Below are 25506 nucleotides of genomic sequence, written 5' to 3'. Positions count from 1 at the left end.
GATACGGATTTTTTTATCTGAATGATTAATAGATGGTTCAACCATTCCCATTATTAACCTCATAAGCATAATCAGATGCTTGGTTTGGTGCGAACAGAGTCAATATCCCCTAGAGAACTGGTATTCACTCCAACTATAGGAAGTACCTTTAGAAAGACCATTTAAGGCTTCTGGAATTCGTCCATCATTATGCAAACTATTCCACAAGTTGGCGTTTTGTGCCCAACTCTAATAGGCAAGCATCATCCCTGGACTAACTTCTCCAATATTGTGACTAGGACTATACGTATATCGGAGTGGTTAATCAGTAATGATATTTCCAATGTTACCAGCTTCCCGAAATTTCAGTTTGAACTCTAATCCAACTTTTACAGATGAAGAAGATTCCACCTGTGATTTTATGAATTTTCAGGTACTTTTTGAAAACTAAGATAAAATGATAGATTCTTAGTTATGATTTAAGAATAGATTAGTGGGGAAGTTTATACATCGATATGTACAACAAAAAAAGTGGGGTTACCCTCACTTTAAAACAGCTCCGTAGATCAAGTTGTTTTACTGATCTCTTCTAATGCTCTTTTATATAAATCAATTTGGTTATTTACCATTGTTTTTTGACATTCAGAAATAGGTGAATCGCAGTATAATCTCCCAAGTATGGCTAATTCTCTTTGAAAAAGTAGCTTTTCGTCATATGACATCTTTTGCTCTCCTAAAGTTAGGACATAGGAGGCGCTTTCCCTTAGTGAGAACATAATAAACTAAGTTTTAAGTACAAAAGAATCTCTTAAATGACATTCAAAGAGGAATTCACCAAGTCTTAGATGGATCTACCGAATTGTCCTGAAGTTGGCTATTCCTATGAAATACTTGAAACTGCCACATTCAGGCACTATTTTCCAGCATTCCATACTCATCGCTCTAAGTTTGACTCGATTTATTGGCATGCATATATGAGAATTCACCTTTGCGTATTTTATTATAAGGCTCTGTTAAAGTTTGTTGTTGATATTTTTTCCTAGACACGGAGTATTCAATAATAGGACTTTTATAAATGTATGTTGAGCGAAGGGTCTACAGTGAATTACTCGATTTCACAGGACCTCACAAGAAGTAGGGTCGTAGAAGCATGAATCTGTGTCATATATATACCAAACCTCCAACCATGGTTTTGTGGTCATCCCTAGGGCGAGTACAGATTTCAACATTCTTGTTGTGTACATCAATGAACCTTCCTTAAGGCAAAAGAGGCTTACAGTATTCTGTTACGATAATTACTGTCATTAAAAATAATATTTTTTAATTCAGTACACTCCGAAACAAATAGCAGGGGCTTTTCGTAAGGAGTAGTAGCCATATTAGTAGGGAGAGGATTATTTTTATGATTTTTATTTTCACACTATTATTCGGGTTCTGTATCTTATTTTTCCCTTTACAAGGAATTAGAGAATTTAAATCTGAAAAATTATCGTACAAAATCATTCGGTTGATTTTCATCGGTTTGGCTCTTTCACTCATTGCAGCAGGTATTATTGATGGTGTAAGCTATGTAAATAACCCTGAAGATGCCTTACCATAAGCCAAACAGAACTTCCTTTTTTATGGGAGTTCTGTTTTTCTATGAATATCAACATTAAACTTTAACAGAGCCTATTATAAAGGGAATATGTTCTTTCTGTCGAATTAGTTCGATAGGAGGGAGGTGATGGAATGCAGCACCCATCATCAAAGCTTGATTATCTTATTGTTTACTTGGAAACCCTTTCAAAAATTAAGAGCGGGGATGAAGAAACGTATCCTGCGTGGGTCAATGAAAAGATGCAACAAACGTGTGAGCAGATTGAAGCCTTAAGCAAACAACTTTACTAAATTATGGCATCCCATAACGGGGTGCTTTTTCATGCGTACCTTTCTTATTAGATCAAGGATGCTATTGGTAAATATAAGAAAGGATATTATATGGACAGAAAGTTGTTGGTGGTATTGCACTCCTTGCTTCTTGTAGCATGCAAACTCTTAATTACTCTGGAAAGACGAAATAGGAGTGCTGACTTAAAAGTAAATCAAACCAGTGATGACTATGAAACCCAAGAGTTAGTACTAAAAAACAAGGGTGAAGATGTGAAAGAAGTTGGCCCCGTTGATTACAATGTAGATAGTCTTGGGAATTTCGTAAGGGAGGCATCACATTAAAAGAAAACGGCACTATAGTTGACAGCACTACCTCTAATCCTGCGAATGCCAAAGTCTCCTAACACACGGAGGTCAATGGGGTTAAAGGAAACATGGTGGGAATCTAAAGACAGTGCTGAGTTAGTAAAAGTAATTATTGATCCTAAGAAGAGTGGAGAAGACACGACAGGATCTACTGAAGATGGAATGGAATCCAACCTGTTTGTTTCTGCTCGTGAATTTGCTCTTTGGGGGAACCTCTTCCTAAATAAAGGGGAAATGAAGGGCAAACAAATTGTCCCTAAAGAAGTAATTGGACTAGCCATTAGCATACATACACCCAAAATTCTTACAAAGGAGTTTGCATGTAACGGATTGTTTTGGTTTGTCCAGGGCATTCCAAGACAATTGAGCGAACTAGGTGATCGAGTACCAAGTGATTCTTTTCAAATTTTAGGAATCACGGGGCCAACTTTGTTAGTTATTCCAAAATACAATGTTGTAGTTGCTAAAATGTACAATAAGAGATATAACTACGGGAATGAAAACTATCTTTATTATCTGAAAGAATTTAGCAACATAGTATCTGATACTTTTATTGGTGAGGGTAGCTTGTAAACAAGTTTAGTTAGAATACGAAATATAAGTGATAAATAACGAATATATCTCGAAATCAAGTCTTCAACTAACGGGGCGATTGTTCAATAGAGCCTTAGCTCTTTATTACATAAGCACAAGGAATATAAGGTCATTAAGCTACTTTACTAACTTAAGATGCTGCTGTGTATTTAATCTCCTGTTACTAAACACCAAATTGTTTTAAATGGTGGTCAAGATGTTTGTAGATTCCTTTTCCCCATTGATCGGAAGTAAGTTTTCCGAAAAAAGGATGTGGATGATCTGTACAAGCTTTTGGTCCATTCTTTTGAAATATGATTATTTTTTGTTTCAGTTTTTCTCGTTCAATATTAAAATCTTTTTTACTTTTAATTAAAATGGTTGGAATAGTCGACATGTTGTGGTCTAAAGGTTTGTCATTATAAAAGATGGGTTTTGCAAATCTACCTACTAATAACCCTAACCAACCTCTTGGGGGGAAAGAGTATCCCATTGCGATGTCTTGGAAAGCTGAGCAATGGGCTAACATTTGAGAGACATCCATTTTCCCCCATTTTGGTTGTGAATCTACACTTAAGTTTTCGATACGATTTAATAACTCATCTGTATACGTGATTTCAAAAATATTATTCATAAGAGAACTCCTTTAGTTTTTTATTTTAACCAAAAGTTGCTCTTCATCATTTAATATATAATTCAATACCAACGTTATTTAATCCTTTCAACTAACGAGTGCTTTAGTTTAAAATCTGCTTCAAGCTATCAAGGATATAAGTCTTCCATAAAATGGGGCGATAGCTGCATAGTGACGATCTCTATTTTGATAACAGAGTAGTTAAGTTAATGATTATGGTCTGATTGCCTTCCAAGAACCAACTTTATTGAATTAAAGAAGGAAATTTTCTGGTGATGTAGAAATTAATGTTTATGTACTTAAATGTATGTAGTTGCAGTATATTGATTGAATCGTTGGCTGATGTAGGTGGGGAAAATTTTGAGGGGAAAGGTGATCTATGAAAACAACCCAATCAAAAGACGGCACAACCTTGGCGTACGATGTCTACGGTAATGGTCCAGCTCTCATTTACATAACGGGAGCAAGCTGCCATCGCTCATTTAAGCCTATAGTGCGAGATGCCAAAATATTTGCCACTGAATTCACTGTTTACAATTACGACCGCCGTGGACGCGGCGATAGTGGTAACACACTGCCTTACACTATAGAACGTGAAATCGAAGATGTCGAAGCTATGATTGATGCGGCAGGTGGCAAGGCACATTTGTATGGTCATTCTTCTGGTGCTGTGATCGCACTTGAGGCAGCACTTCGACTTGGCAACAAAGTGCAAAAAGTAACTCTTTATGATGCGCCATATGTACGTGACGAGAAAGAAAAAGCCGAATACAAACAACTAAGCCAAAAAATACACAAACTTCTCGATAACGAGAAAAATTCTGAAGCAATGCTTACTTTTTTAAAAGGGATTGGGATGCCCAAAGTATTTGTTTTATTGTTGCCGTTATTTCCTGGCTGGAGAACAACGAAAGCTCTAGCTCCAACCCTTACCTATGATATTACTCTAACTCAAGAAAAGCCACCCGTTGAACGAGCTACTCAAATTTCCATACCTATGCAAATAATCGTTGGCGAAAAAAGCCCGGCCTCAATAAATGATGTTGGTCTCCAACTAACACAGGCAATTCCAAACGCAAAGTTTGTACAACTTGCAAAGCAAGACCATATGGTTAACGGAAAAAAATTGCTGCCAATACTTTCGAGCTTTCTCAAGTAATAATGTTTTAACAACTACATTATAAAAGATTATTGAAAAGAGTGGGTGGAATTGTGTTGCTAGACTATATAGGAATCATTAAAGTCTCAAACAATTTTTCAGCTTTCTTTAATGAGAAGGCTTTTTTACCCGCCAGTTCACCTGACTGACCAGATCATGGGCCTAACCTATGATTACCTGGACAGGGCAGAGGAATTATTGCTTCCTGTTATAGCATCCGGCCAAGAAAAAGAAGAAGTGGCTGCTGAGGTTGGAAAAAAGCAGATTGCTTCCGCTTATCTGGCCCTGCTGGATAGTCTTTACGTGGATATGTTGTACGGAGGTCCTCGTCGTTTAGAGAGAAGGCTAGAGGCTTCGTGGTCTATTTATTGGCGCGGAATTTCGCATCCATCTCAATAGAAGGAATAGGTGAAAAGGGTTACTGCAGCTCAGAAGTAAATGAATGTAAATGTTTCCAAAAGAAATGGATGATATTGAATGTGGACCTATGCGAAGCAATTGGTCACTTCTGTCCATTTGGAAAAACACGCGTTAGGCTTTCCCATTTTGAATGGGCGTCAATAGTAATTAAATAGGGGAAAGATAACTACCGAGATCCAGTACCGGAAAAGGTAGATTACTACTATAATTGCCTTCTATATTAGCAAGAATATACCGATAACTAATAGGACTATTTAGCAATAAATATCATTGCTTTTTAAACATTTAGCAACTAATTTGAATAGTATGATCCACTAAAGGGGGGGATTCTTCAATAAGAGGAATCGCCTTCTTTTTATGAAAACAGAAGGAGAATGAGTACACGAAAAGTATTGAAAATTATGTAAGATAGCGATATGATGTCATAATATTTATTTTTGAAAAAATTAATGAATGTATGGAGTGTATTCGTATGGCAATTGAAACATATTTAAGAGACATGCCTGAGTTTAGTACTGATCGATTAACACTAAGGAAGGTGGCTTTTACAGATTTAAAAGATGTGTTTAGTTTCTGTTCTAACCCTAACGTAGCACGGCCAATGACTTGGGAAGTAAATGAGTCAAGAGATGTAACCAAAGAGTTTCTGAATATGGTAATTAAAGGATACGGAAGAGGTGAATCTGGTGAATGGGCCATTGAATGGAATGAAACAGGCCGAGTAATTGGGGTGGCAGCTTTTATTGATTGGAGTAATAAACATAAGTGCGTAGAATTGGGGTACTTTTTATCGGAAGAGTATTGGGGAAAAGGAATTGCTACGGAGGCACTTCAGGAACTTGTTCGCTATGGTTTTAACGAACTACACCTTAACAGAATCGAGGGTAGGTGCGATACAGATAACTTCGGTTCTCAAAAGGTAATGAAAAAGTTAGGCATGAACTATGAAGGCACCTTAAGAAAGAATGAATTTATAAAAGGCGAGTTTAGAGATACAGAAGTGTATTCCATATTGGAAAGTGAGTATTGATCCTATAAAGAGTTTATTAGAAGAACGAATACATTAAGGTGGTAAATAAGAGTGCGTGGACAAACTAAAAAAGGTGAATTTCACAATTTCGAAGAACTTGTTAGGTTAATTTATTCAATGCCAAGAAAACAATCAACCTTATTAATTGGAATAGATGGTTGTGGTGGCTCTGGAAAAAGCACTTTCGCAAAAGAGTTTAAAGAAAAATGCTCTAATGTAACGGTTGTACATATGGATGATTTCTATTTACCCTCCTCACAACTTATGAAAGCAGACCCAAAGCAAAAGCCTATAGGTGCAGACTTTGACTGGAAACGTATCTTAAACCAAGTTCTCGAACCAATTAGTCAAAATCAAGAAGGATACTACCAAAGTTATGATTGGGAAGCTGACGAATTAGCGGGGTGGCAGACGGTTCCTGTAGGAGGAACCGTCATAATCGAAGGTGTTTATTCAATTCGTAACGAATTAGCAAATAAATACGATATTACAATATGGGTGGATTGTCCAAGAGAAACAAGACTATCACGAGGTCTTGAAAGAGATGGGGAAGAGGCGCGGGACATGTGGGAAAATAACTGGATGATTTCAGAAGATCTATATATGGAAGAACAAAAACCATTTGAAAGAGCAGATTTCATTTTTCATGGTACTAAGTGAAGATCCATCCGCAAACATATCAAAAATCAAGGAACGTTAAGAATCTGGGAACATACCTACTTTAAAAAAAGACGTAACAGAAATAGAAAGGAATCCTGCAAAATGGTGCACGAAATGTCGGATGACTAGATTTTACTCCTGTTATTCTATTGGTGAAAGGAGGTCATAGGAATGGATTTGCTCAAGGACATGAATACTGCAATGAAATATATCGATGAAAACCTTACGAACGAAATAGACTACAAAATCGTCGCAAGTTTGGCTTATTGCTCCGAATATCATTTTAAACGAATGTTTTCTTTTCTTGCAGGAATTACGCTATCAGAATATATACGCCGTAGACGACTTAGTTTAGCAGCATTTGAGCTTCAAAATAGTCATGTGAAAGTAATTGATGTTGCGATGAAATATGGATACAACTCCCCGGACTCCTTTACTAGAGCGTTTATCAATTTCCATGGTGTCACACCAACAGAAGCAAGAAACAAAGGTAAGCAATTAAAAGCCTATCCATTTATGACCTTCCAATTATCCATTAGAGGAGGAAGTGAAATGAACTATCGAATCGAACAAAAAGAAGCATTTACCATTGTTGGTATGATGAAACGAGTACCAATTGTTTTTGAAGGGGAAAATCCGGAAATAGCTGCGATGTGGAAATCCTTGACTCAGGATAAGATAGAACGATTGAAAAAACTTTCAAATGTTGATCCTGATGGGATGATTCAAGCATCTAGTAATTTTTCAGAAGGACGCATGGAAGAAAAAGGGGAGCTTGATCAATATATAGGAGTAGCAACTACCCAAGAATGCCCCGAAGACTTTACTAAACTTGAAGTACCTGAATTAACCTGGGCGATCTTCGAATCAATAGGGACATTTCCTGATACTTTACAAGAAACATGGGGAAAGATTTATTCAGAGTGGTTTCCATCTTCCACCTATCAAGTAACAGAAGGACCTGAAATCTTGTCGATTAAAAGTAAAGATTTAACGTCTCCTTCTGTAAAAAGTGAGATTTGGATTCCAGTTATAAAGAATAATAATTGAAAATTTATTTACTGATATCTTTAAATCAACTATTCATCTATTAGGTGCAATTCTACAATGAAGGAATCGCCCTCTTATTAATGTTTAGTCAATTGGAAGTTTCTTTTTGTAGGAGGAGCGACAATCAAACTTAATAAAACACATATTTAGGAAGACTATATAACAACCCCCCTTTCTCCATTAGGGAAGAAGTGTTTTTAGTTCTTCTCTTCTAACAGGTGAATAAGCTTTAAATGGGGAATCTTTGAAAGGGGTGGGTATGATGAACCAATATGGAAATCCGGATATGTTGGCATGGCAGGCTGCTAAATATGATATGCTCGCCAACAACATGTGCACTATTACCACATGCATCTGCAATGTATGCAGCAGTGGTTGATGAGTGAGCGAAGTGATCAGATGATGGGAATGACCGGCTCACCTGCAAAAGTGAGAGTTCTCCACGCTTCTCCAGATGCACCAGCTGTTGATGTGTATGTGAATGGTCAGAAGGTCTTGGAAAACGTTTCTTATAAGCAGCAAAGCGACTATTTAGAAGTTCCAGAAGGACAGTATAAAATCGATATTTATCCAGCTGGGAACACCAATCAGCCCGTACTTTCGCAGAACGTCGGCGTTGAGGGAGGGAACATGTATACCGTTGCCGCTGCTGGAAGACTAAACAACCTCCAACTGATAGCAGTCATGGATAATAACGCAGTGTCTAATGGTAAAGCTAAGGTTCGTTTCTGGCATTTATCCCCGAATGCACCTGCTGTTGACATTGCCGTCAAAGGAGGAGACGTTCTCTTTAGAAACATTCCATTTGGAAAGGCTACCCGCTATTTGACTCTGCCGCCAACCACTGTCGATTTGGAAGTCCGCGTGGCAGGAACCAATCAGAAGGCATTAGAAGTTCCTGGAGTAAGTGTAAGCCCGAATCAGATATATACAGCTGCAGCGTTAGGTTTAGCTGGTGGTCAACCACCGCTGGAAGCTATGTTTCTGCAACCTTAAAAAACAGGCATAGACTATGCCTGTTTTTTCGTTTGAAATCATTTACTATCTTCACCATATTTTACTCGTAGTGATCTTACATGAGGTTCCCAGATTATATGAATTACAAAATATGGATGATGTGGTACGGTTATATTAATAGAGTTCAACGCAATAGGTATATTTTCATGGTTACACGAATTTGCTACATACATGTCTGCCAATTAAAAAGGAGGGAGTAAATGAAAAACATAGTCATGTATTTCATTTTATTTACTGTATTGATTCACGGTGTACTAGATATATTTGATGGAGTTGCTTTAATTTACCGATTAATTAATTTAAGTTTTTTACTGCTTATTGCTGTTGTCGTTCACCTATTATCAACAAAGAGGAAGAATAGTTTAACAAATGCTGAAAACAATCAACTATAGAGACAAGGAAGAGTTTTTTTGTCTATACTGGGTGTTTTCATCAGAGAAATGTACGCTTAAGGGTTTTTCAGATGCGCTGTGTTATGTTCCAATCACTATCTTTACGGACAATCTTATCCTTTGAAAAAGAGTATTATTTTTCACTATCCATACGTCCATCTAAAGGTCAGTGCATAGAGAACTTAGATATAAAGGGGGAGGTATTTTGAAGAAAATAAAGGTTGCCTATGTTCTTAACACGATTTTCAGCGGCTTCATTGCGATTCTTATATCCACTTTTTTTGCTGGTGGCACAATAGCAGAGAACTATACCGACAAGACGTGGGTGGCCCCGGAGTTTTTTGTAATATTACCTATATGGGCTCTGGGGTGTTTACTTGGATTGCTTATTTACAGGAGTAAAGTCCCTGGAATCTATTTGTTTATATCTATTCTTATCACATGGGCTTCAATCCCGGTAGGAATACATTTTGGATTTAATCTAGCTACATAACCTTCATTCCAGGACTGCCTGTAAAGTGAGGTTAGCTTTAAAAAACCTACATAATTATGAAATGGCAAGAGGCCGGTGTTTTATAAAAACTTTAATTCAAAATGGGAGGGGGAATGGACATGATAGGAATAAGTATAGCGACGAAGTGGGAATTTGAAGCTACACTGGAATACTTTAGTATAAAAGATAATGAACGGTTCGGTTATCCTTATGGTGAGTATTTTATGAAGACAATGAATGATACTGATCTTGTTTTTTATAGTACCGGTGTAAGAAAAGTGAATGGTGTTGGTGGGAATCAGTTTATGATTTCTAAATTTGATCTAACTAAAGTCATTGTCGCTGGAACATGTGCGGGAATAGATGATAAGTTCAGTAACCTGGATATTTTTGTACCAGATAAAGCCGTTCAATATGACTGCACGGTAAAGGAGGTCGAGCCTTTTATTAAACAATCCTTCATCGTCGACATCGATCTATCCAAATATGGAAATGATTTTCATGCCGGAACCATTGGCACTGCTGATAAAGCAGTAGTCATGTGGAAGGACTATTTAGAACTTAAAGAGAACGGTATAATCATAGCTGATACAGAAGCAGGTGCCATTGCTTATATCTGTAAGAAGAATGATGTTGAGTGCATTATTATTAAAGGAATATCTGATTTTCCAACAGAAGAAAGTAACTCTGATAGATTCGAGACCAATAGTGAACAAATGAATATTTATATAGAAAACACTCCAAAAGTTATGAACAAAATATTTGGCGAATATTTAAAGAGGTTTTTTTGAAAAATGGAGCTTCCTTTGTTCAACGTTCAATAGCAAGCTTATGAAAAAATGTACTTATGCTAAAACGGTCGATGGAGGAAAATCCACTTCAAGTGTGGAAGAAGGGTTGGTTCCAGTTTCAGTATAAAGAAGAAAACATGTACTAACAGAGAGAGCAGTTTATTTGAAGAATGGTAAAGGAAATGTGGATGCAAAAAACAGACAGAAAAGCCTATTTCTGTCTGTTTCACTATTAGAATGAGTATGCCTCTCCATCATCTGGAACTAGAAGATTCGAGGAGAAACCTTTTTCATTAGAAAAACTCTTTAATTCCTCTCTTGATAATGTCCAGTGATTGACAGCTTCCATATGGACAGCAATAATTTTTGAGCTAGGAGCAGCCTTGTACACTTCATGGACATCATCTTTACCCATGACCAAAGAACCTCCTTCATAGAATTGATTATCTCCAGCATTCACTACAATAATTTCAGGTTCATGTGTTTCTATAGTCGTTTGAACTTCCTCATACCAAACCGTATCTCCAGCAACATATAGGGTTTTCTCCGAGGAATGTTTGAAGACAATACCACAAACAAGACCGGTCATTTTCAAGATTTCGCCTCTTCCATGTTGGCCTTTGGTTTTGATCAATTGAATACCTTCAAACACAGTATCTTCATGTAAAACCTCTACATTTTGGAATCCATCGTTTTGAATTTCAGTCGCATCTTCTTCATTCTGGGAGAATATTTTAATGTCCTTTGGCAATGCTTTTTTAGCAGAATCATCCCAGTGATCGGCATGCAGGTGAGTGACGATCACCGCATCAACATCTTGAATTATACGATCGATGGATGTTGGTAAACTTACCAAAGGATTGTTCTGATCTTGTCGTGGTGCGTTGGGGAAAGGTGGATAAGTCCCTTGCTCTGCAAGCATTGGATCTATTAAAAACTTTTTTCCAGCGTATTCAACCACGATTGTCGCATTTCTGATCTGGTGGATATTCATATCTGATTTCTCCTTTTCTTTTTAAATGAGTAGGTTCAATGTATATTCTATAATAGGACCCATAATGGATATATAGATTTAATAAAGTCTTTTGGACGTTTGACTTTATTTTTGAAAGGAGTTAAGGACATGTTAGATCGAACGGATTTTCTTATCTTAGATGAACTTTCCAAGAACAGTCGGATGACAATGAAGGATTTAGGCGAGAAAGTCCACTTAACAGGACCAGCTGCATCAGCAAGAGTGCTTAAGTTGGAAGAGAGTGGAGTTATTGAGGGTTATACGATTAAAATGAATCAAGCGAAAATGGGATATCCTGTGCACGCGATCATTCATATCTATACCGAGAATCCAAATCACCAACCTTACCTGTCATATGTAAAAAAACAAGATCGGTACGTCGTAAACAATTACAAAGTCAGTGGGGAAAGTTGTTACCTTCTCGAATGCAGATTTCCATCCAACGAGGCTTTGGATAAATTTTTAACAGCCATAAGTAATCTTGTGAGCTATAAATTATCGTTAGTTATTAAATGAAAAATCCGTGTGAAAAAATATACGTATACTAACGGGTGGGAGCGTTCATAAAAAAAGCTGAAATTCAATGGAAACGGAAGTTCAGCTTTTTTATACTGAAAAAATTAACACTAGCATCTACAGAGTCAAATCATTTAAACGCAAACATGGCACGGGCCTCTGTTCTCTTTTCTCATAACTGGAAAAGGTCACTAGAGTTAGAGCGAACATTAAGGAGGGGCGGTAGCTGTAGATGGACTATCCGTAAATGCATCTCGTTACGATGATTACCAAATCGTAAGAAAAATACATATGAGGTATAGTGTGAGATACAAAAATATATGACATTATTATGGTAACGGGTCATTACTTCATTAAGCCCGTGATAAAAGGATGACCCTCTAGAACAATGGAGGGTTCTCTTTTTTTGCTATTATTTGAAATTTCCTTGTTTCACTAAATTTAGAAAAATTTTGTTTTAAATTCCCGCACTTTATGTCACAGTGTGATATAGTCATAGTGTGACATACTTAAAAATGGGAAAAGGGGCTGAATGAATGAGAAAGCCAGAAAAAACATACATACCTATGACCGAAACGGCTTTCTACATCTTGCTTGCATTAACGGAACCCCGCCACGGTTACGGCATCATCAAACATGTTGAGAACCTGACAAATGGAAGAATCAGTTTAGGTTCGGGTACTGTTTATGGCACATTGACGAAGATGCAACGAGATGGTTTGATCGTCAAGTACGCGGATGGTGAGCGGAAAAAAGTATATGAAGTTACAGAAGACGGTAAAAGGATCATGAGAATAGAGATAGAAAGACTGAATGAACTTTACAATAATGCGGTTCGTTATAGGGAGGATTTTTTATGACTACATCAATCTTTCGACCATTTTGGAGTTACGACCCGATTAAAACGGAACAATGGCTTGAGAAGAAAGCGAGTGAAGGGTTAGTTCTGAGCGGCTTCAATCGTTGGTCAAGAAAGTTCCATTTTGAAGAAGATGATCCTAAAAGTTATACATTTAGACTTCATTATGAGAAGGTGGATCACTTCCCGCAGGCTTTAGAAGAGTCAGGATGGGAATCGATTACGAAAGAAGGTCGTTGGAGAATGATTCGCCATGAAGGCGCTGCGAACAGGGAGCCCTCAAGGGATCATGTGGCTTCTAGGAACAAAGTTCATTACTATATATTCCTGGCGGTTTTCATTTATATGCTCCTTTCCGCTGGTTTGGTTGGAATCCTGACACTCTCCGTATTTTTAGGTGGGGGATCTGCGACGTTCGTTCCCAGTCCATATTGGGCCATAACCATTACCGTAGGATTGACACTTTGGACGCTGGTTCCTTACTCGACACTGAAGTTACATAAAGGATTGAAGAAACTTAAAGTGGACCCTTCATTTTCTACTGAAGAGAACTCAAAACCTATTACATTCACAAAATGGCGGTTAGCCTGGGTGTTTGCTCCTGACCGTTTAGAAAATTGGTTGGAGCGTATGGAACAAAAAGGATATCACTTGGAGAAGGTAAGCAGATGGGGGATTCGGTTTTCATTCAGTGAAGGAGAACCAAGAATGGTAAGTTATGCAGCTGATTTTCAAAAATCGATTGAATCGGACTATTTCTATATGCACAGCGACCGAGGGTGGCGTCAATTGTTCCACTCTACCTCTACGTTCATGTCTTGGACGTTATGGGCGAAAACGTATACGAGTGAAGAGGATAAACCCCAGCTGTACAGTGACCCCCATCACAAGTTAAAGCATGCCAAGCGTGTGACTATATGGCAGGGAGGCATTTTCCTGCCATTGACGATTTTATATATAGGATTAATCACGACGAATATCCATACGATTCTTCAGGGAGGCATTTTGGACTCTACCTTTTGGATGGTAGTGGTGCAAACGATCGTCGTCGTCGAATTCGGTTATTTTTCTGTTCGGTCCTTTTTGTATTATTGGCGAGTAAGGAAGAGCATACAGTGAAAGGTACATTATATCTCTAATCCTTTGAATACATAAAATGAGAACTTAAAGAATAGAGAGGATTTTAGACATCTTTAAAAAATTATACGCTTCGTTTTATTTATATCTTCTCATTTTTTATTTGAGAATGAACCTCCTAATAAATAGAAGAGAAAACGTACGAAACATGTTAAAACGCGTAGAAAAGAAACTTATAGATTCCGGTGTAATGAATAAGAATTTTGAACAGGGTGCGGTCAAGCCTGAAAATAAAACCATTGAGCGGCTGCTTCATGCTTTTGTGGGGAACCGATCCTATTCAGAAGAAGAAGAATATTATGGCTGCGTAGCAGATTCATTGATTGAAAAGAAGGACGCTGTTTTCTTGAGGATTTCGCTCTTTTTTGCTTTTGTCTTTGTGTTATTGTGGCTCGGGATCCGAATATATGTGATGTATTTCTATTCCATTTCAGGAATAATCGCAATGGGAATGTTCATTGGCCTGTTTGCGGCGCCGTTCTTGGGTTTATTAAGTGCTCTTTTGGTTCCTGGTTGGAAAAAGTATCCCTTAATACTCTTGAATCTGGGGCTTCTGATTTTCATGAATTTCAGTCTCGTATAAGGTAAGTTGGACTTTTGCTAGTATAGATGTTTCCAATACGAATGGAACTGGTTAAAACCATAAACACTGCAAAAGAAAAGCGTAGGAAACCAAGATTTGAAAATCTGGTTTCCTACGCTTTTTCCTTAGTTAGAAGTCTGGAAAAATAGGGTTATACTTGTATCCAAATTTCTTTTTTACTGAACAGCCGCCTGTACGTCAATCACTCCGTTTCCATAATAGAAGGAATCACCAAGTGGAACAGCTGTGTCAATCAATGTTTGACGAATCTGATCATTCGTCAATGTAGGATCATCTGCTAGTATTAAAGCAGCTGCCCCTGCGACATGCGGGCTTGCCATGGAAGTACCATTGTAGCGGTCGTAATTATTACCTGGGACAGAACTCAAAATATCCACACCAGGAGCCATCACTTCAAGTTCTTCCCCGACACTTGAGAATGAAGCTCTATTGTTAGCACTGTCTACGGCACCAACAGCCATAGCCGCTGTATATTTCGCAGGATAACCGATGGTGTTTTTCTTCCCTTTAGACCCTTCATTACCAGCAGCAGCTACGACTAATACGCCTTGAGCATCAGCATTGTTTACCGCTTGTTCCAGAGTGGCCGATCCACGGCTTCCTCCAAGGCTCATGTTGATAATGTCCATGTCATTGCTGATGGCCCATTCAATTCCTTGAGCAATTCCACTGTAAGAACCGCTGCCTTCACTGCTTAATACTTTAACAGCGTAAAGCTCAGTGGATGGTGCTACACCAAGCACACCTAGTGTGTTATTGACGCCTGCAACCGTGCCAGCTACGTGGGTGCCGTGACCATTTCCATCCACTAAGGCGTTCGGTTCACCACTGACAAAGCTCTCTCCGCCAGCTACGTTCAAGTCTTCATGTGCGCCATCGATCCCAGAGTCCAGGATCGCTACCTTAACACCATTCCCAGTCGTTCCTTGAGCTTGTACATCATCTGCATTAATTTGGGAGATTCCATAGGGCGTCGTCTGACTTGTGGCCTGTGCCGTATGATCTTTTTCAACATAGGCGACATTAGGGTTGTTGGATAAAGCTTTTACTGCTTGTTCCGGCAGCTTGGCATGTACGACATTCATATATTTATATTCATGAAGTACTTTTCCTCCCAAGCCTTTGACAGCATTTTGGTTCACTTTTGATTTAAAACCAATTAAGTATTCTTCGACCTGTGCCTTTTGCTCCGACGCTTTTTCAACCGAAGCTTGGGCTATGTTATTGAATGAAAAGACTAAAGCTAAAGCAAACACTAACATAATCCCGGCTACTCTCCACATGTGTTTACGCATCGTATTCCTCCTTTGATTTCTATTCAGATTGGATTATATTCTGAATAGTATAAATATTATGATAACACGGATGGGAGGACGGATGTTTGGGAAATATGGATGTGAAAACAGCCCCTTAAAGGGGTGTTGAAGGGGCAACTTGGGCAAGTTTACTCAACAGGACGGAAAGTGTTGTAGTTAAAGAATCATGTATGACTCGTAACAGAGTCTTTCAAAAAGGGGACTTTTCTTTATCATCAAGGAAACTCTCTCATCGACCATCTCACTATATAAATCTCTACTGGCATTGGGGGGGCAATCAAGTTGAGAGTACAAAAAATAAAAGCAGAACAAACGTATAAACTTCGTCACAAAATACTGAGACCTCATCAACCATTCGAAGCATGTCAATATGATACAGATCATGACGATGATACATTTCATATGGGTGCGTTTATAAAAAAGGAACTAGTTAGTGTGGCTTCTTTCTATTTAGAATCACACCCTGAATTTCAAAGCTCTATTCAATACAGGTTAAGAGCTATGGCAACTGCAGAAGAATGCAGAGGTAGGGGAGCGGGAAGAGAAGTTGTCCATTTCGCTGAGAGTGAATTGAAAAATCTCAACGCTGACCTCCTTTGGTGTAAAGGAAGAACTTCCGTCCAGCTCTATTATGAAAAGTTGGGTTTTCAACCTTATGGAGATGTTTTTGATTATCCTCCCATTGGACCTCATGTGATTATGTATAAAGAATTAGGGTAGAAGGAAAGAAGTGGAAATGATAACAGACTCGTTTTCTTAAAGGACTTTTACTAAGGAGGGGAGGTGGCATGATGTCGATGAAGTCTCTTTCCATTAGTTCGGCACTTTTGTTTATATTAACTGTGTTTCCTTTATTAGCTGGTCTAACCCGATGGGGTAATGACATATTTACAGCTGTTTTAAATATCAGTATTTTTTTACCTTTAATATTTGGAGTCCTGGGATTAGCCGCTGGTTTATTTGGAATAAAAGGAAGGGTGAAAGTAAGTCTGGTTGTATTCAATCTTATTGGCATATGCCTTTCATCCTTTTTGATATTTGTAGCTGTATTCGGCTTTAAACAACCATAATAAGATCGATCTCAATGAGGAGTTAGCATCCTTATTTAAAAATCAAGAGGGTACTCAAACGTAGGTATTAATGATAAATGGAATGTTAGGACTATTAACTTGCAATGAGGTGTAATTATCAGAGCAGCCATTCATATAACAAATATTCTATTACTTGCTGGATTACTAGTGTTAGGTTTTTTCGCGTTCTTTGGGTTGCATTTCGTTCCTCAAAAGGATCCCTACACGGCTGAACACTTACATCTTACACTTATATACATAATATGGGGGATAGGATATTACCTGCAATTAAGACAATCAACCATACGGAATTTTATTATTATACTGGTTGTCTTCTTAATCGTTCAGGTAGTGAACTTCTTCTTTGGTTATTACGTCATCACGTTTTTGGAGGTCTTTTTAGAATAGTTATGCGTGTTTGGGTAAACCATGCTTCAACAATACCAGCCCAACCCATTCAGAAAAAAGGATAATGAATCTCAATAAAAGCTTGCCGAGAACGCTTACGTTTCTCAGCAGGCTTTTTTTAGATGAAAGACAGGACAGGCAGCAAGGATAGGATGGAACTTTAATGAATTAACGTAGTACTAAAGAACTCCATTTAAACAGTAGAATCTATTCATACAGTTTCTGTTACTAATGGTATAAACTAGTAATTATATCTTTTAGACTAGGGGGTAAAGAATGAAAAAAACAGTCATGACTGGTATGGCAGCCATTACGATGCTTGCAGCGCCTCTTACGGCCGCAGCCGAGGCACCGAAATGGCACAATGTCAATGTGAATGAAACATTGCAGGAGGAAGATGGCAGTCTTTTTAACAGCGAAAACTATGATTTCCTGAAGTACTCGAAGGTCGACGACAAACTACAGGAAATCGCTAAACAAAGCAACCGGATCACAGTGGAAAGTTCGGCGAAATCTTCCGGTGGACACGATCTTTATACGGTAACCATCTCCGATCCAACGGCCAAAGGGAAATATGGGTATCAAAAATCTTTGCGACAGAAGATGTTCAAGAACCCTGAAAAAGCACAGGCATTCCTTGAAAAACACCCTGACTTCAAGGTGCCGGTGATGATTAATGCGTCTATTCATGGGACCGAGTTTGTGGGGTCAGATGCTGCGCTGCAGTTGATTGAGCGTTTTGCGACAGCTGATGACCAGCAAACGAAGGAACTGCTTGAGAATCATATCCTTATTTTTAATGTGGTAGCGAATCCTGATGGCCGGATCGATGCGACACGCTTTAACAGCAATGGCATTGACCTGAACCGGGATTTCATTACACAGTCGCAGGCAGAAACCAAACATACCGTGGATTTGATCAAAGAGTGGAATCCGATGGTGTTCCTTGATTTGCATGGGTATGTGAGAGGCTATGGCGGACCAGATCATCCAGGTTTAATCGAGCCTTGTACACCACCTCACAATCCGAACTACGAATATGATCTATTCTCGAAGTGGGCCCTTGATCAGGCAGAAGCCATGGAGGGAAGCATTGTAGACAACCGTACAGACTATGAAAATACGAATACATCAGGCGTCGATTATCAATCGATGACAGGTACATATATTCCCCAACGGGATGATGAGGCAGGATGGGATGATTATCCACCGATATTCACACCGATGTATGCGATGTACCACGGGGCTTATGGGTATACGCTTGAAGCACCAACGAATGATTGGGACGGGGTCCAATGGCATTATGATGCGGTTATGGGAGCTCTCGAATTTTCCAATGATAACAAAGAACAAATGATCAAAGACCAAATTGAAGTATTCAAACGTGGCATCCAATTTGATCACCCTTATCATACGGAAGGATTCTTCCCGGAAGCGTACATTTTACCCGCAGATGAAACAGACCCGACGGCAACTGAAAAAGCCGTTGAACATTTGATGTTCAATGACATCGATGTTTCTGAGGCGAAGAAAGCATTTGAATATGACGGTGTTTCGTACCCGGCTGGAACGTATATCGTAGACATGAGTCAGGCGAAAGCTGGACTTGCGAACACGATGCTGTGGGATGGAGAAGATATTACCGACATCACACCATCCATGTATGATATCTCAGCCTGGAATTTACCAGAATTATGGGGTTTTGAAGCAGTAGAAGCGGACAGCTCCCTTGATGTGAAGACGAACAACGTGAAGAAAGTAAAAGCGGATGGGGAACTGGCCGGAAACGGTCCCTATGTGATTCCTAACTCTTCTGTAAAAGCGGTTCATCTTGTGAATACCTTGGTGGAGAACGGGTTTGAAGTGACTATGGATGGGGAGCAATTCTTTGTGGATGCCGACAAGTCGCCTGAATTGAGAAAAATTGTGGAAGCGTCCGGTATTACCGTCAAAACGAGCGAGACTGTTGATGGTGAACCATTAACTTCTCAAAAAGTAACGATTCTTAAAGACGGTGGTATGAACAAAGCTCAATCCCATGCAGGCACTCTTTTAGCTTTGGAGCGATTAGGATTTGAAGTTCAGGAAATGACACCAAGAGAATTGGCAGAACAAGGACTAGGGGATACCGATGTCTTTTTCTACAGTGGCACATCTAGCTTGATTTCCTATAACAATTGGAGTCCGAACGCTGAATTCGGGCTCGAAACTGAGGCTCAGTATCAGGCTTTTAAAGAAAAGATCGACTCCTTTGTAGATGAGGGCGGAAAATATATTGCCGTTGGAGCTGGTGCTTCCGACGCCACGAAACAATTGGGGCTGACGGATGCCACCGTTCATAAAGGTGGCTACAATAGTAATGGAATCGTCCAAGTGAATTACGATTCTGGTTCCCTGACTTCTGGTTATGGAGAAACCGATTATGGTTTCGTCTATCGTCCTGTTTGGTATACAGATGTGGAAGAAACAGAGGTCTATGCCACTTTTAAGGACAGTAGTAACTTCTTTATAGCGGGACATTGGGAAGACCGAGCGAATGCGCAAGGGCAGCCGGTCATCGTTAAAGAAAAGGACCAGGATGTAACGCTTATTGGACTTGAAGCAGGCTTCCGTGATCACACGGATTACTTATTCCGCCTGTTCTCCAATGCGATTTATAACAAATAGCCATTCGTTATATTCACCACCTTCCGTCCACCAGATGACGGAAGGTGGTCTTTTTTGGTTGAAGCACGGTGGTGGCCTTTTTGACACAGGGTTTATATTATGCCGATTGGAATAAACTATCTCCATAAAGGAGTTGGTAGCGTGGATGTTAACGGTAAAATCATTCAGGGAGAATTTGATCCTATTAACGACGAATTTGTATTGAATCAAGTGAAGCACTTTACGACTCAATCCACTCTTAATAAAGACCAATTGGATAGCGTCTATGACTATTTGATGAACCATATAGATGAAAAAGATGGTCAGGTCCTTACGTTGAATGAGCAGATGCTTGTACGTTTAAGTCAGGAAGAGTCTAGTCAATTTATAGAAGACTTAAACCAGATTCGTGGATTGTATCAATAAGGGACGGTGGCGCGTGTAATTTTTTCTTTTGCGCGTTTCTTTGTTTGATGTAAATGGCAGAAAATGATCATCTTTCATTTTTCACCTAAGATATGGACGAGGTTCCGACCTTCCTTACAGATTCGCTTAGGTTTTTGCAAGGAAAGGAATAGAACAGGTATCTCCATAAAGGCTGATTATTTATCAAATAATCAGCCTTTTTTACGTTCGTTGTTCATTAATGGAATACGTAGGCGGTAGGACCTCTTCTAAAAGATGAAACGTACATTTAGCTTGTGAAGGGGCAGTTATTTTATTAGAATGGCGGCCTTTTCAAATGATATTAGCAGAATCGCTTGAGAGACAGTTTTGCTTTTTCGTGGGATTAATTTCCATTTGGATAATTCTTTGATAGGATTAAAGTAGTGATTTCTTTTGAATGGACTTCGAGAGGAGAAGGTGTCATGATATCCCGGGGAAAAACCAAGACAGGAAAATGGTTTGTTTACATAGGTATATGGACGTTTGCTTTTGGATTGGCCTTTAGTGAGTGGGTGGGAATGGAAGGCACACCACCTTTACTGGAGGCAGCATCCATTCCAATGATCATCATGGGGTTACTGCTAATCATCTTGTCCAATTTCTTTAGAAAAGACGTTCATGGTTGAGGAAAGCGGATGTCTGAAAAAATATTCTGAGGACATTTAAAACTATACCCAAACATACGTAAAAGAAACGATTATTCCGAGCTATTCCACAAAGAAGGGAGGGGTAGAATGAGGTTAATCTTGTCAGCTTTTGCCGCGCTTTTTTTACTCATTGGTTGTCAACAAGAGGTCAATCATGAGTATAATGAGGTTTCCATTAAGGATGAGGAAAAAAACGTCCTAGTGACATCAGCGGATTTTGAAAAAGCAAGTATTCAGGAAGATTCTGACCGCCTGCGAGTTAAGGTAGACTTTAAAGATAGTAAGCTGCCTGAAGAAATGACGGAGCAGTATTTGAATGAGCAGGTTTATATCTACTTAGGAGATAAGGAAATAGCGTCTCCAATCATTCGAAAAGTGACCAATAATGATTCCATCCAGATCATTGGAGATTATACGAAGGAAGAAGCGGAGCAATTTGTGAGTGTCATTAACCAATAGTCATAGTCTTAAGCTCGAAGGGAATGGGAGGTCATCTATATGACCTCCCATTTTTCAAGGAATGATGTTTACTTGGGTTTTAAGTCATACAACGGGAGCGGGGACGTGTTTGTCCGAATTTTATTATGTCGGGTAGAAATCTTGAAGGTTGAAGCTTTGAAAGATGGGAAAGTCCGGTTCTATTACATGGTTAACAAAGTCGTTTTCAGCAAGGACTTTCCCGAGTAGCTTTCTTGTCATTTTTCCTCTTTTTTCGATTTGTACATGCTGCTATGTTAATGAAAATACTTCCCCTTGAAGTATTTACCAGAAACGAAAGAGACTGGTCCTACTTGGAATTGGCTTTTATCAGGAAAGCCAATTGCTGGTTTTTACTTCTTTTTTTTTCCTACCCCATTTGTCGTCTTTCTTTTCTGAAGATGGTAAGAACATGTTAAAAGCCATTCATCAACTAGAAAGAAAAAGGAGTGGTTCATTATGATACGAAAAGTATCGATTCTAGTCATCGTGTCATTTCTGATGGCACTTTCCGGTTTACTATTGATGGTAAATCTCATCGATTTAAAACCAGGCGAAAAGGTGGGTGAAGGATGGTATCTTCTGAAAGCTTATACGGAACAAGAGATAACGAAAGGAGAAGAGGTCTACATTTCGAAAAAAAAGAGCATGGCGAGGGGATTATTAATCTCTCTGTACTTTTCAGTGTAGGAATGGGTCTTCTCTATTTTACCTATAAATCCATCCTGTCTAAAAGGATTACTAGTGGATAAGCAGGTATGGCCTGACAGGACGGAAATAGCTTAGTATCTATAAAAGTTATCTGCCGGGATTTTCATAGGGATATCTTTTATGGGAATGCAGCAGTCGTAGGCTATGCTTCTCTCAAGACATCTTTACAGGTGTTAAAGGAAAAGAGGAGAAAATAACCCCTGTTTTCAGTCACATACATCATCATTTTCTAGACTAAACAACACCCTGGACTTATAAAGCACGAGGATTGGACCGAAAAGCATGTGTCCATTCATCGTGCTTTTGTTCTATTTATCGTAATGATGTTTGGTCCATACGCCTCCGGGGAAAAAGGGGCGTATTCGGAGGTGCAGCTTATGAAAAAACATCGGAAATGGTGGATCGGACTGCTTGTCCTGGTTGCCATAGGTCTTGGAGTGTTCGGGTTCCAATCATCCATGTCCCATCAACAGGAAGAACAAATCGTCGCGCTCGGCGATTCCTTGACTTATGGAGTGGGGGATGAGAGCGGCCATGGATATGTCGAGAACCTGCAGCAGTGGTTTGATAAAAATCATGACGATCCGGTCACTGTCGATAATTATGCTATTCCCGGCCAGCAAAGTGATGGAATGCTCGGTCAGATGAATGAGGCATCTGTCATGAAGTCGATTGAACATGCGGATTACATTCTATTCTTTATCGGAATGAACGATATCATCAAAAGTAATGGAGGGGATCTTTCTCCATTATATGAAGATAAAATCGCCAGTGGGAAAAAGGATTATGAGAAGAATGTCAAAACGATACTGGATCAAATCCGTGAGGAAAATCCAGAGGCACCGATTTTGTTTCTCGGATTATACAATCCTTATCCGGACAACCCTGAAATCGGTCAAATCATTAAAGGCTGGAACGACACAAGCGAGTCGATCGTTGGCTCATATGAGAATGTCACGTTTATCCCGACGAATGACTTGTATGAAGAGAAGTCCTCGCGTTATTTTAGTGACGAAGTCCATTTGAATGAACAAGGTTATGAGAAGCTGACGATGCGGATCATCAAAGCTTATGATTTCAAATAGGCATGAAAAAAGGGCTTCCTTGTGAGGAAGTCCTTTTTGAAATCTTTTAACTGGGGATGAATCCTCCCAATTGGAGGCCGGTCCATGCTAAGGCAATTCCTAATGTGTAGCTGAGGACAGTGTACAGGATGAATGTTTTCCAGTTCTTTTTGAAATGAAGCTGGACAGACTCCAACTTGAAAGTGGAAAAGGTCGTCAAAGCTCCCAGGACGCCTGTGCCACCAAAGAGTACCCAGAATGTTGAAAGATTAAGTCCAGTGAGCAGGCCCAGGATAAAAGAGCCGAGCAGATTGACAAAAAGGGTGGCGACAGGGAGAGTGGATGCTGTACGTTTTCCGATCCATTGGCTTATTCCATAGCGGAGAACCGCACCGATGAATCCTCCCGCGCCAACGAGGAATAGTTTCAAAAACATCAGGAACCCCACCTTCTGCCGAGGGTGAATCCGAGCAAAGAAAAGGCTAGACCACCGGAAATGCTTAGGGCTATGTAAAGGAAACTGAGGATTACGTCTCCTCGTTCATAGATAGAAACGGCGTCCATACTCAGGGTGGAGAATGTCGTGTACGATCCGACCAGCCCTGTGCCGAGGGCCGCTTTCCATTTTGATGAGAGGGAAAACTTCTCAACGATTCCCATGGTGAACCAGGCAAGGATGAAGCTCCCGGTCAAATTGACGGTCAGTGTGGAATAAGGAAACCACTGGTCAGGGTTCTTCAGCCATTCACCGATCAAAAACCGAAGAGATGCGCCGATCATCCCACCGATTCCGACATAAAAATAAATCATTCCACAAACCTCCTACAAATCTAATCGTTATTATATAGACTTTCGGAGTAATTTGAAAGGAATGCTTTTTTTACACGGCAAGAAGCCTTATAATTTACATAATAGTACCAAACGAAAGAGGGTTACGCATGATACGGAGAATTTTGAAAAACATAGATTTTACCATCCTATTCGCTGTATTGGCATTGTCTGCTTTCGGTACGGTGATGGTGTACAGTGCCAGTATGGTCAGTGGTGTCATGGTTTACGAAGTAACCCCTGATTACTTTTTCAACAGACAGTTGATGTCATGGGGACTTGGCCTGGTCGCCCTATTCCTTGGGATCATTTTTCCTTACAAAAACTATCGACGGTTATTCAAGCTGATTCTGCTTGGGACCGTCATCCTTCTTGCCGCGGTCTTTGTATTCGGACATACGTCCAACAATGCCCAATCATGGCTTCCGATTCCTGGTCTTGGGAAATTCCAGCCGGCTGAATTGGCCAAGATGTCCCTGATCATTTACATGGCCACGATTTTTACGAAAAAGAGCGGGTATATTGAAGATTTCACCAGAGCTCTGCTGCCACCGATCATTTTGATGATGCTGGTCGTCGCGATGATCTTGAAACAGCCGGATTTAGGGACAGCCCTGATTGCCCTCGCGGTATCTGGACTGATCATCATGTCCAGCGGATTAAAGAAGGTCCACCTCTTTTCCATGATCGGGATTGCTCTTGCCGGGGCGATCTTCATGTACAATTTCGGGCTCAGTGAAGAACAGCTTTCCCGTTTCGACGGAGCTTATCAACCGTTTGAATACGCGGATGATGCTGGGTACCAGCTGATCAACTCCTACCTTGCGATACATAATGGAGGGTTGTTCGGCACAGGACTTGGTGCTGGTGTACAAAAACTCGGATACTTACCTGAAGCACACACCGACTTCATCATGGCCGTTATTGCTGAAGAACTAGGCGTCATTGGTGTTAGTGTGGTGTTGTTTTTGCTTGGATTGATCGTGCTGCGCGGATTTTATGTCAGCATGGAGAGCCACGATACCTTTGGCCGCCTGCTTGCGATTGGTGTCTCTGGTTTGATCGGCATTCAGGCCATCATCAACCTGGGTGGTTTGACCGGCCTTCTACCTCTGACCGGAGTTCCACTTCCATTCGTCAGTTATGGGGGAACGTCATTGCTCATGATGATGTTTTCTGCGGGGATTCTTATTAACATCCATGCGATTTCAAAAATTAAAAAAGGGCAGGAACAGAAAGCAGCTGCCTAAACGGAAAAACGTCACCAATGTATGGTGGCGTTTTTTTTGTTTGGTTATGGTGCTTATCTCGAGGAATAGGAATAG

At 39.7% G+C, this 25506-nt stretch carries 30 protein-coding genes and 1 pseudogene; 25 read left to right on the top strand and 6 right to left on the bottom strand.

Annotated features, from left to right (window positions below):
• Nucleotides 1-545: 545 nt before the first annotated feature.
• The gene (locus tag J0K78_RS03795; protein WP_206945460.1) at nt 546-701 is read right to left on the bottom strand and encodes a hypothetical protein; all 156 of its coding nucleotides are present in this window, start codon (nt 699-701) and stop codon (nt 546-548) included.
• Nucleotides 702-1381: 680 nt separating this feature from the next.
• Between J0K78_RS03795 and J0K78_RS03790 the strand changes: the two genes are divergently transcribed.
• From J0K78_RS03790 to J0K78_RS03780, 3 genes and pseudogenes are all read left to right on the top strand, one after another.
• A complete protein-coding gene (locus J0K78_RS03790) occupies nt 1382-1579 on the top strand; it encodes a hypothetical protein (protein WP_206945459.1) in 198 nt (65 codons plus the stop codon).
• Nucleotides 1580-1710: 131 nt separating this feature from the next.
• Entirely contained in the window at nt 1711-1869 is a 159-nt protein-coding gene (locus tag J0K78_RS03785; protein WP_157130870.1) for a hypothetical protein, read from the top strand.
• Nucleotides 1870-2277: 408 nt separating this feature from the next.
• Nucleotides 2278-2790: pseudogene (locus J0K78_RS03780) on the top strand (penicillin-binding protein); the annotation flags it as partial.
• Between the two features lie 184 nt (nt 2791-2974).
• Here the strand turns inward: J0K78_RS03780 and J0K78_RS03775 are convergent.
• Nucleotides 2975-3424 (bottom strand): DUF1569 domain-containing protein, encoded by a 450-nt coding sequence (locus J0K78_RS03775; protein ID WP_206945457.1) that lies wholly within the window; start codon nt 3422-3424, stop codon nt 2975-2977.
• A gap of 379 nt (nt 3425-3803) precedes the next feature.
• On the opposite strand from J0K78_RS03775, the gene J0K78_RS03770 reads away from it, so the two are divergent.
• The 9 genes from J0K78_RS03770 (at nt 3804) to J0K78_RS03730 (ending at nt 10436) form a co-directional block, all read left to right on the top strand.
• Entirely contained in the window at nt 3804-4583 is a 780-nt protein-coding gene (locus J0K78_RS03770) for an alpha/beta fold hydrolase (protein ID WP_206945456.1), read from the top strand.
• A gap of 156 nt (nt 4584-4739) precedes the next feature.
• Nucleotides 4740-4982 (top strand): hypothetical protein, encoded by a 243-nt coding sequence (locus tag J0K78_RS03765; protein ID WP_206945455.1) that lies wholly within the window; start codon nt 4740-4742, stop codon nt 4980-4982.
• Nucleotides 4983-5475: 493 nt separating this feature from the next.
• Nucleotides 5476-6033: a GNAT family N-acetyltransferase gene (locus tag J0K78_RS03760; protein ID WP_206945454.1), complete on the top strand. Its 558-nt coding sequence runs from the start codon at nt 5476-5478 to the stop codon at nt 6031-6033.
• 117 nt (nt 6034-6150) lie between these two features.
• Nucleotides 6151-6693 (top strand): uridine kinase family protein, encoded by a 543-nt coding sequence (locus J0K78_RS03755; RefSeq protein ID WP_206945903.1) that lies wholly within the window; start codon nt 6151-6153, stop codon nt 6691-6693.
• Nucleotides 6694-6864: 171 nt separating this feature from the next.
• Entirely contained in the window at nt 6865-7743 is an 879-nt protein-coding gene (locus J0K78_RS03750) for an AraC family transcriptional regulator (RefSeq protein ID WP_206945453.1), read from the top strand.
• A gap of 378 nt (nt 7744-8121) precedes the next feature.
• On the top strand, nt 8122-8739 hold the full coding sequence (locus J0K78_RS03745; protein WP_242517685.1) for a DUF4397 domain-containing protein: 618 nt from the start codon (nt 8122-8124) through the stop codon (nt 8737-8739).
• 221 nt (nt 8740-8960) lie between these two features.
• Nucleotides 8961-9152 (top strand): hypothetical protein, encoded by a 192-nt coding sequence (locus J0K78_RS03740; RefSeq protein ID WP_206945451.1) that lies wholly within the window; start codon nt 8961-8963, stop codon nt 9150-9152.
• A 205-nt stretch (nt 9153-9357) separates the two neighbouring features.
• On the top strand, nt 9358-9645 hold the full coding sequence (locus J0K78_RS03735) for a hypothetical protein (RefSeq protein ID WP_242517684.1): 288 nt from the start codon (nt 9358-9360) through the stop codon (nt 9643-9645).
• Nucleotides 9646-9764: 119 nt separating this feature from the next.
• Nucleotides 9765-10436 (top strand): 5'-methylthioadenosine/S-adenosylhomocysteine nucleosidase family protein, encoded by a 672-nt coding sequence (locus J0K78_RS03730; RefSeq protein ID WP_206945450.1) that lies wholly within the window; start codon nt 9765-9767, stop codon nt 10434-10436.
• A 232-nt stretch (nt 10437-10668) separates the two neighbouring features.
• Here J0K78_RS03730 and J0K78_RS03725 read toward each other — a convergent pair whose 3' ends face one another.
• Nucleotides 10669-11430 carry an MBL fold metallo-hydrolase gene (locus tag J0K78_RS03725; protein WP_206945449.1) on the bottom strand — a complete coding sequence of 254 codons (762 nt, stop codon included), beginning with the start codon at nt 11428-11430 and terminating at the stop codon, nt 10669-10671.
• A 129-nt stretch (nt 11431-11559) separates the two neighbouring features.
• Here J0K78_RS03725 and J0K78_RS03720 point away from each other — a divergent pair, with 129 nt between their 5' ends.
• The 4 genes from J0K78_RS03720 to J0K78_RS03705 all read left to right on the top strand — a co-directional run bounded on the left by J0K78_RS03720 (nt 11560) and on the right by J0K78_RS03705 (nt 14546).
• Entirely contained in the window at nt 11560-11967 is a 408-nt protein-coding gene (locus tag J0K78_RS03720) for an Lrp/AsnC family transcriptional regulator (RefSeq protein ID WP_206945448.1), read from the top strand.
• A 536-nt stretch (nt 11968-12503) separates the two neighbouring features.
• Nucleotides 12504-12827, top strand: coding sequence for a PadR family transcriptional regulator (locus tag J0K78_RS03715; protein WP_206945447.1), 324 nt, complete (start codon nt 12504-12506; stop codon nt 12825-12827).
• The gene (locus J0K78_RS03710) at nt 12824-13945 is read left to right on the top strand and encodes a DUF2812 domain-containing protein (RefSeq protein ID WP_206945446.1); all 1122 of its coding nucleotides are present in this window, start codon (nt 12824-12826) and stop codon (nt 13943-13945) included. The genes J0K78_RS03715 and J0K78_RS03710 overlap by 4 nt, the downstream gene beginning before the upstream one ends.
• A gap of 166 nt (nt 13946-14111) precedes the next feature.
• On the top strand, nt 14112-14546 hold the full coding sequence (locus J0K78_RS03705) for a hypothetical protein (RefSeq protein ID WP_206945445.1): 435 nt from the start codon (nt 14112-14114) through the stop codon (nt 14544-14546).
• Nucleotides 14547-14722: 176 nt separating this feature from the next.
• Here the strand turns inward: J0K78_RS03705 and J0K78_RS03700 are convergent, their stop codons facing one another.
• Nucleotides 14723-15862: a S8 family peptidase gene (locus J0K78_RS03700; RefSeq protein ID WP_206945444.1), complete on the bottom strand. Its 1140-nt coding sequence runs from the start codon at nt 15860-15862 to the stop codon at nt 14723-14725.
• A gap of 303 nt (nt 15863-16165) precedes the next feature.
• Between J0K78_RS03700 and J0K78_RS03695 the strand changes: the two genes are divergently transcribed.
• The 8 genes from J0K78_RS03695 (at nt 16166) to J0K78_RS03660 (ending at nt 23374) form a co-directional block, all read left to right on the top strand.
• Nucleotides 16166-16603, top strand: coding sequence for a GNAT family N-acetyltransferase (locus tag J0K78_RS03695; RefSeq protein ID WP_206945443.1), 438 nt, complete (start codon nt 16166-16168; stop codon nt 16601-16603).
• 68 nt (nt 16604-16671) lie between these two features.
• Nucleotides 16672-16953: a hypothetical protein gene (locus J0K78_RS03690; RefSeq protein ID WP_206945442.1), complete on the top strand. Its 282-nt coding sequence runs from the start codon at nt 16672-16674 to the stop codon at nt 16951-16953.
• Nucleotides 16954-17637: 684 nt separating this feature from the next.
• Nucleotides 17638-20028 carry a M14 family zinc carboxypeptidase gene (locus tag J0K78_RS03685; protein WP_206945441.1) on the top strand — a complete coding sequence of 797 codons (2391 nt, stop codon included), beginning with the start codon at nt 17638-17640 and terminating at the stop codon, nt 20026-20028.
• A gap of 141 nt (nt 20029-20169) precedes the next feature.
• Nucleotides 20170-20433 carry a hypothetical protein gene (locus J0K78_RS03680; protein WP_206945440.1) on the top strand — a complete coding sequence of 88 codons (264 nt, stop codon included), beginning with the start codon at nt 20170-20172 and terminating at the stop codon, nt 20431-20433.
• A 443-nt stretch (nt 20434-20876) separates the two neighbouring features.
• The gene (locus J0K78_RS03675) at nt 20877-21080 is read left to right on the top strand and encodes a hypothetical protein (RefSeq protein WP_206945439.1); all 204 of its coding nucleotides are present in this window, start codon (nt 20877-20879) and stop codon (nt 21078-21080) included.
• A 108-nt stretch (nt 21081-21188) separates the two neighbouring features.
• Entirely contained in the window at nt 21189-21560 is a 372-nt protein-coding gene (locus J0K78_RS03670) for a SecDF P1 head subdomain-containing protein (protein ID WP_206945438.1), read from the top strand.
• 477 nt (nt 21561-22037) lie between these two features.
• On the top strand, nt 22038-22268 hold the full coding sequence (locus J0K78_RS03665) for a hypothetical protein (RefSeq protein WP_206945437.1): 231 nt from the start codon (nt 22038-22040) through the stop codon (nt 22266-22268).
• A 398-nt stretch (nt 22269-22666) separates the two neighbouring features.
• Nucleotides 22667-23374, top strand: a complete 708-nt coding sequence (locus J0K78_RS03660; protein ID WP_206945436.1) for a GDSL-type esterase/lipase family protein — start codon at nt 22667-22669, stop codon at nt 23372-23374.
• Nucleotides 23375-23420: 46 nt separating this feature from the next.
• Here the strand turns inward: J0K78_RS03660 and crcB (J0K78_RS03655) are convergent, their stop codons facing one another.
• Both crcB (J0K78_RS03655) and crcB (J0K78_RS03650) read right to left on the bottom strand, forming a co-directional pair.
• Complete coding sequence (gene crcB / locus J0K78_RS03655; protein WP_206945435.1) at nt 23421-23789, bottom strand: fluoride efflux transporter CrcB; 369 nt, start codon at nt 23787-23789, stop codon at nt 23421-23423.
• Entirely contained in the window at nt 23789-24163 is a 375-nt protein-coding gene (gene crcB / locus J0K78_RS03650) for a fluoride efflux transporter CrcB (RefSeq protein ID WP_206945434.1), read from the bottom strand. Before crcB (J0K78_RS03650) ends, crcB (J0K78_RS03655) begins: the two co-directional genes overlap by 1 nt.
• Nucleotides 24164-24291: 128 nt before the next feature.
• Between crcB (J0K78_RS03650) and J0K78_RS03645 the strand changes: the two genes are divergently transcribed.
• Entirely contained in the window at nt 24292-25431 is a 1140-nt protein-coding gene (locus J0K78_RS03645) for an FtsW/RodA/SpoVE family cell cycle protein (RefSeq protein WP_206945433.1), read from the top strand.
• The last annotated feature ends 75 nt before the right edge of the window (nt 25432-25506 follow it).

It is taken from the genome of Halobacillus sp. GSS1 (assembly GCF_017307035.1).
GTDB lineage: Bacteria > Bacillota > Bacilli > Bacillales > Halobacillaceae > Halobacillus > Halobacillus litoralis.
The sequence above is the reverse complement of the archived record's forward strand: the minus strand, read 5'-3'. Positions and strand labels throughout refer to the sequence as shown.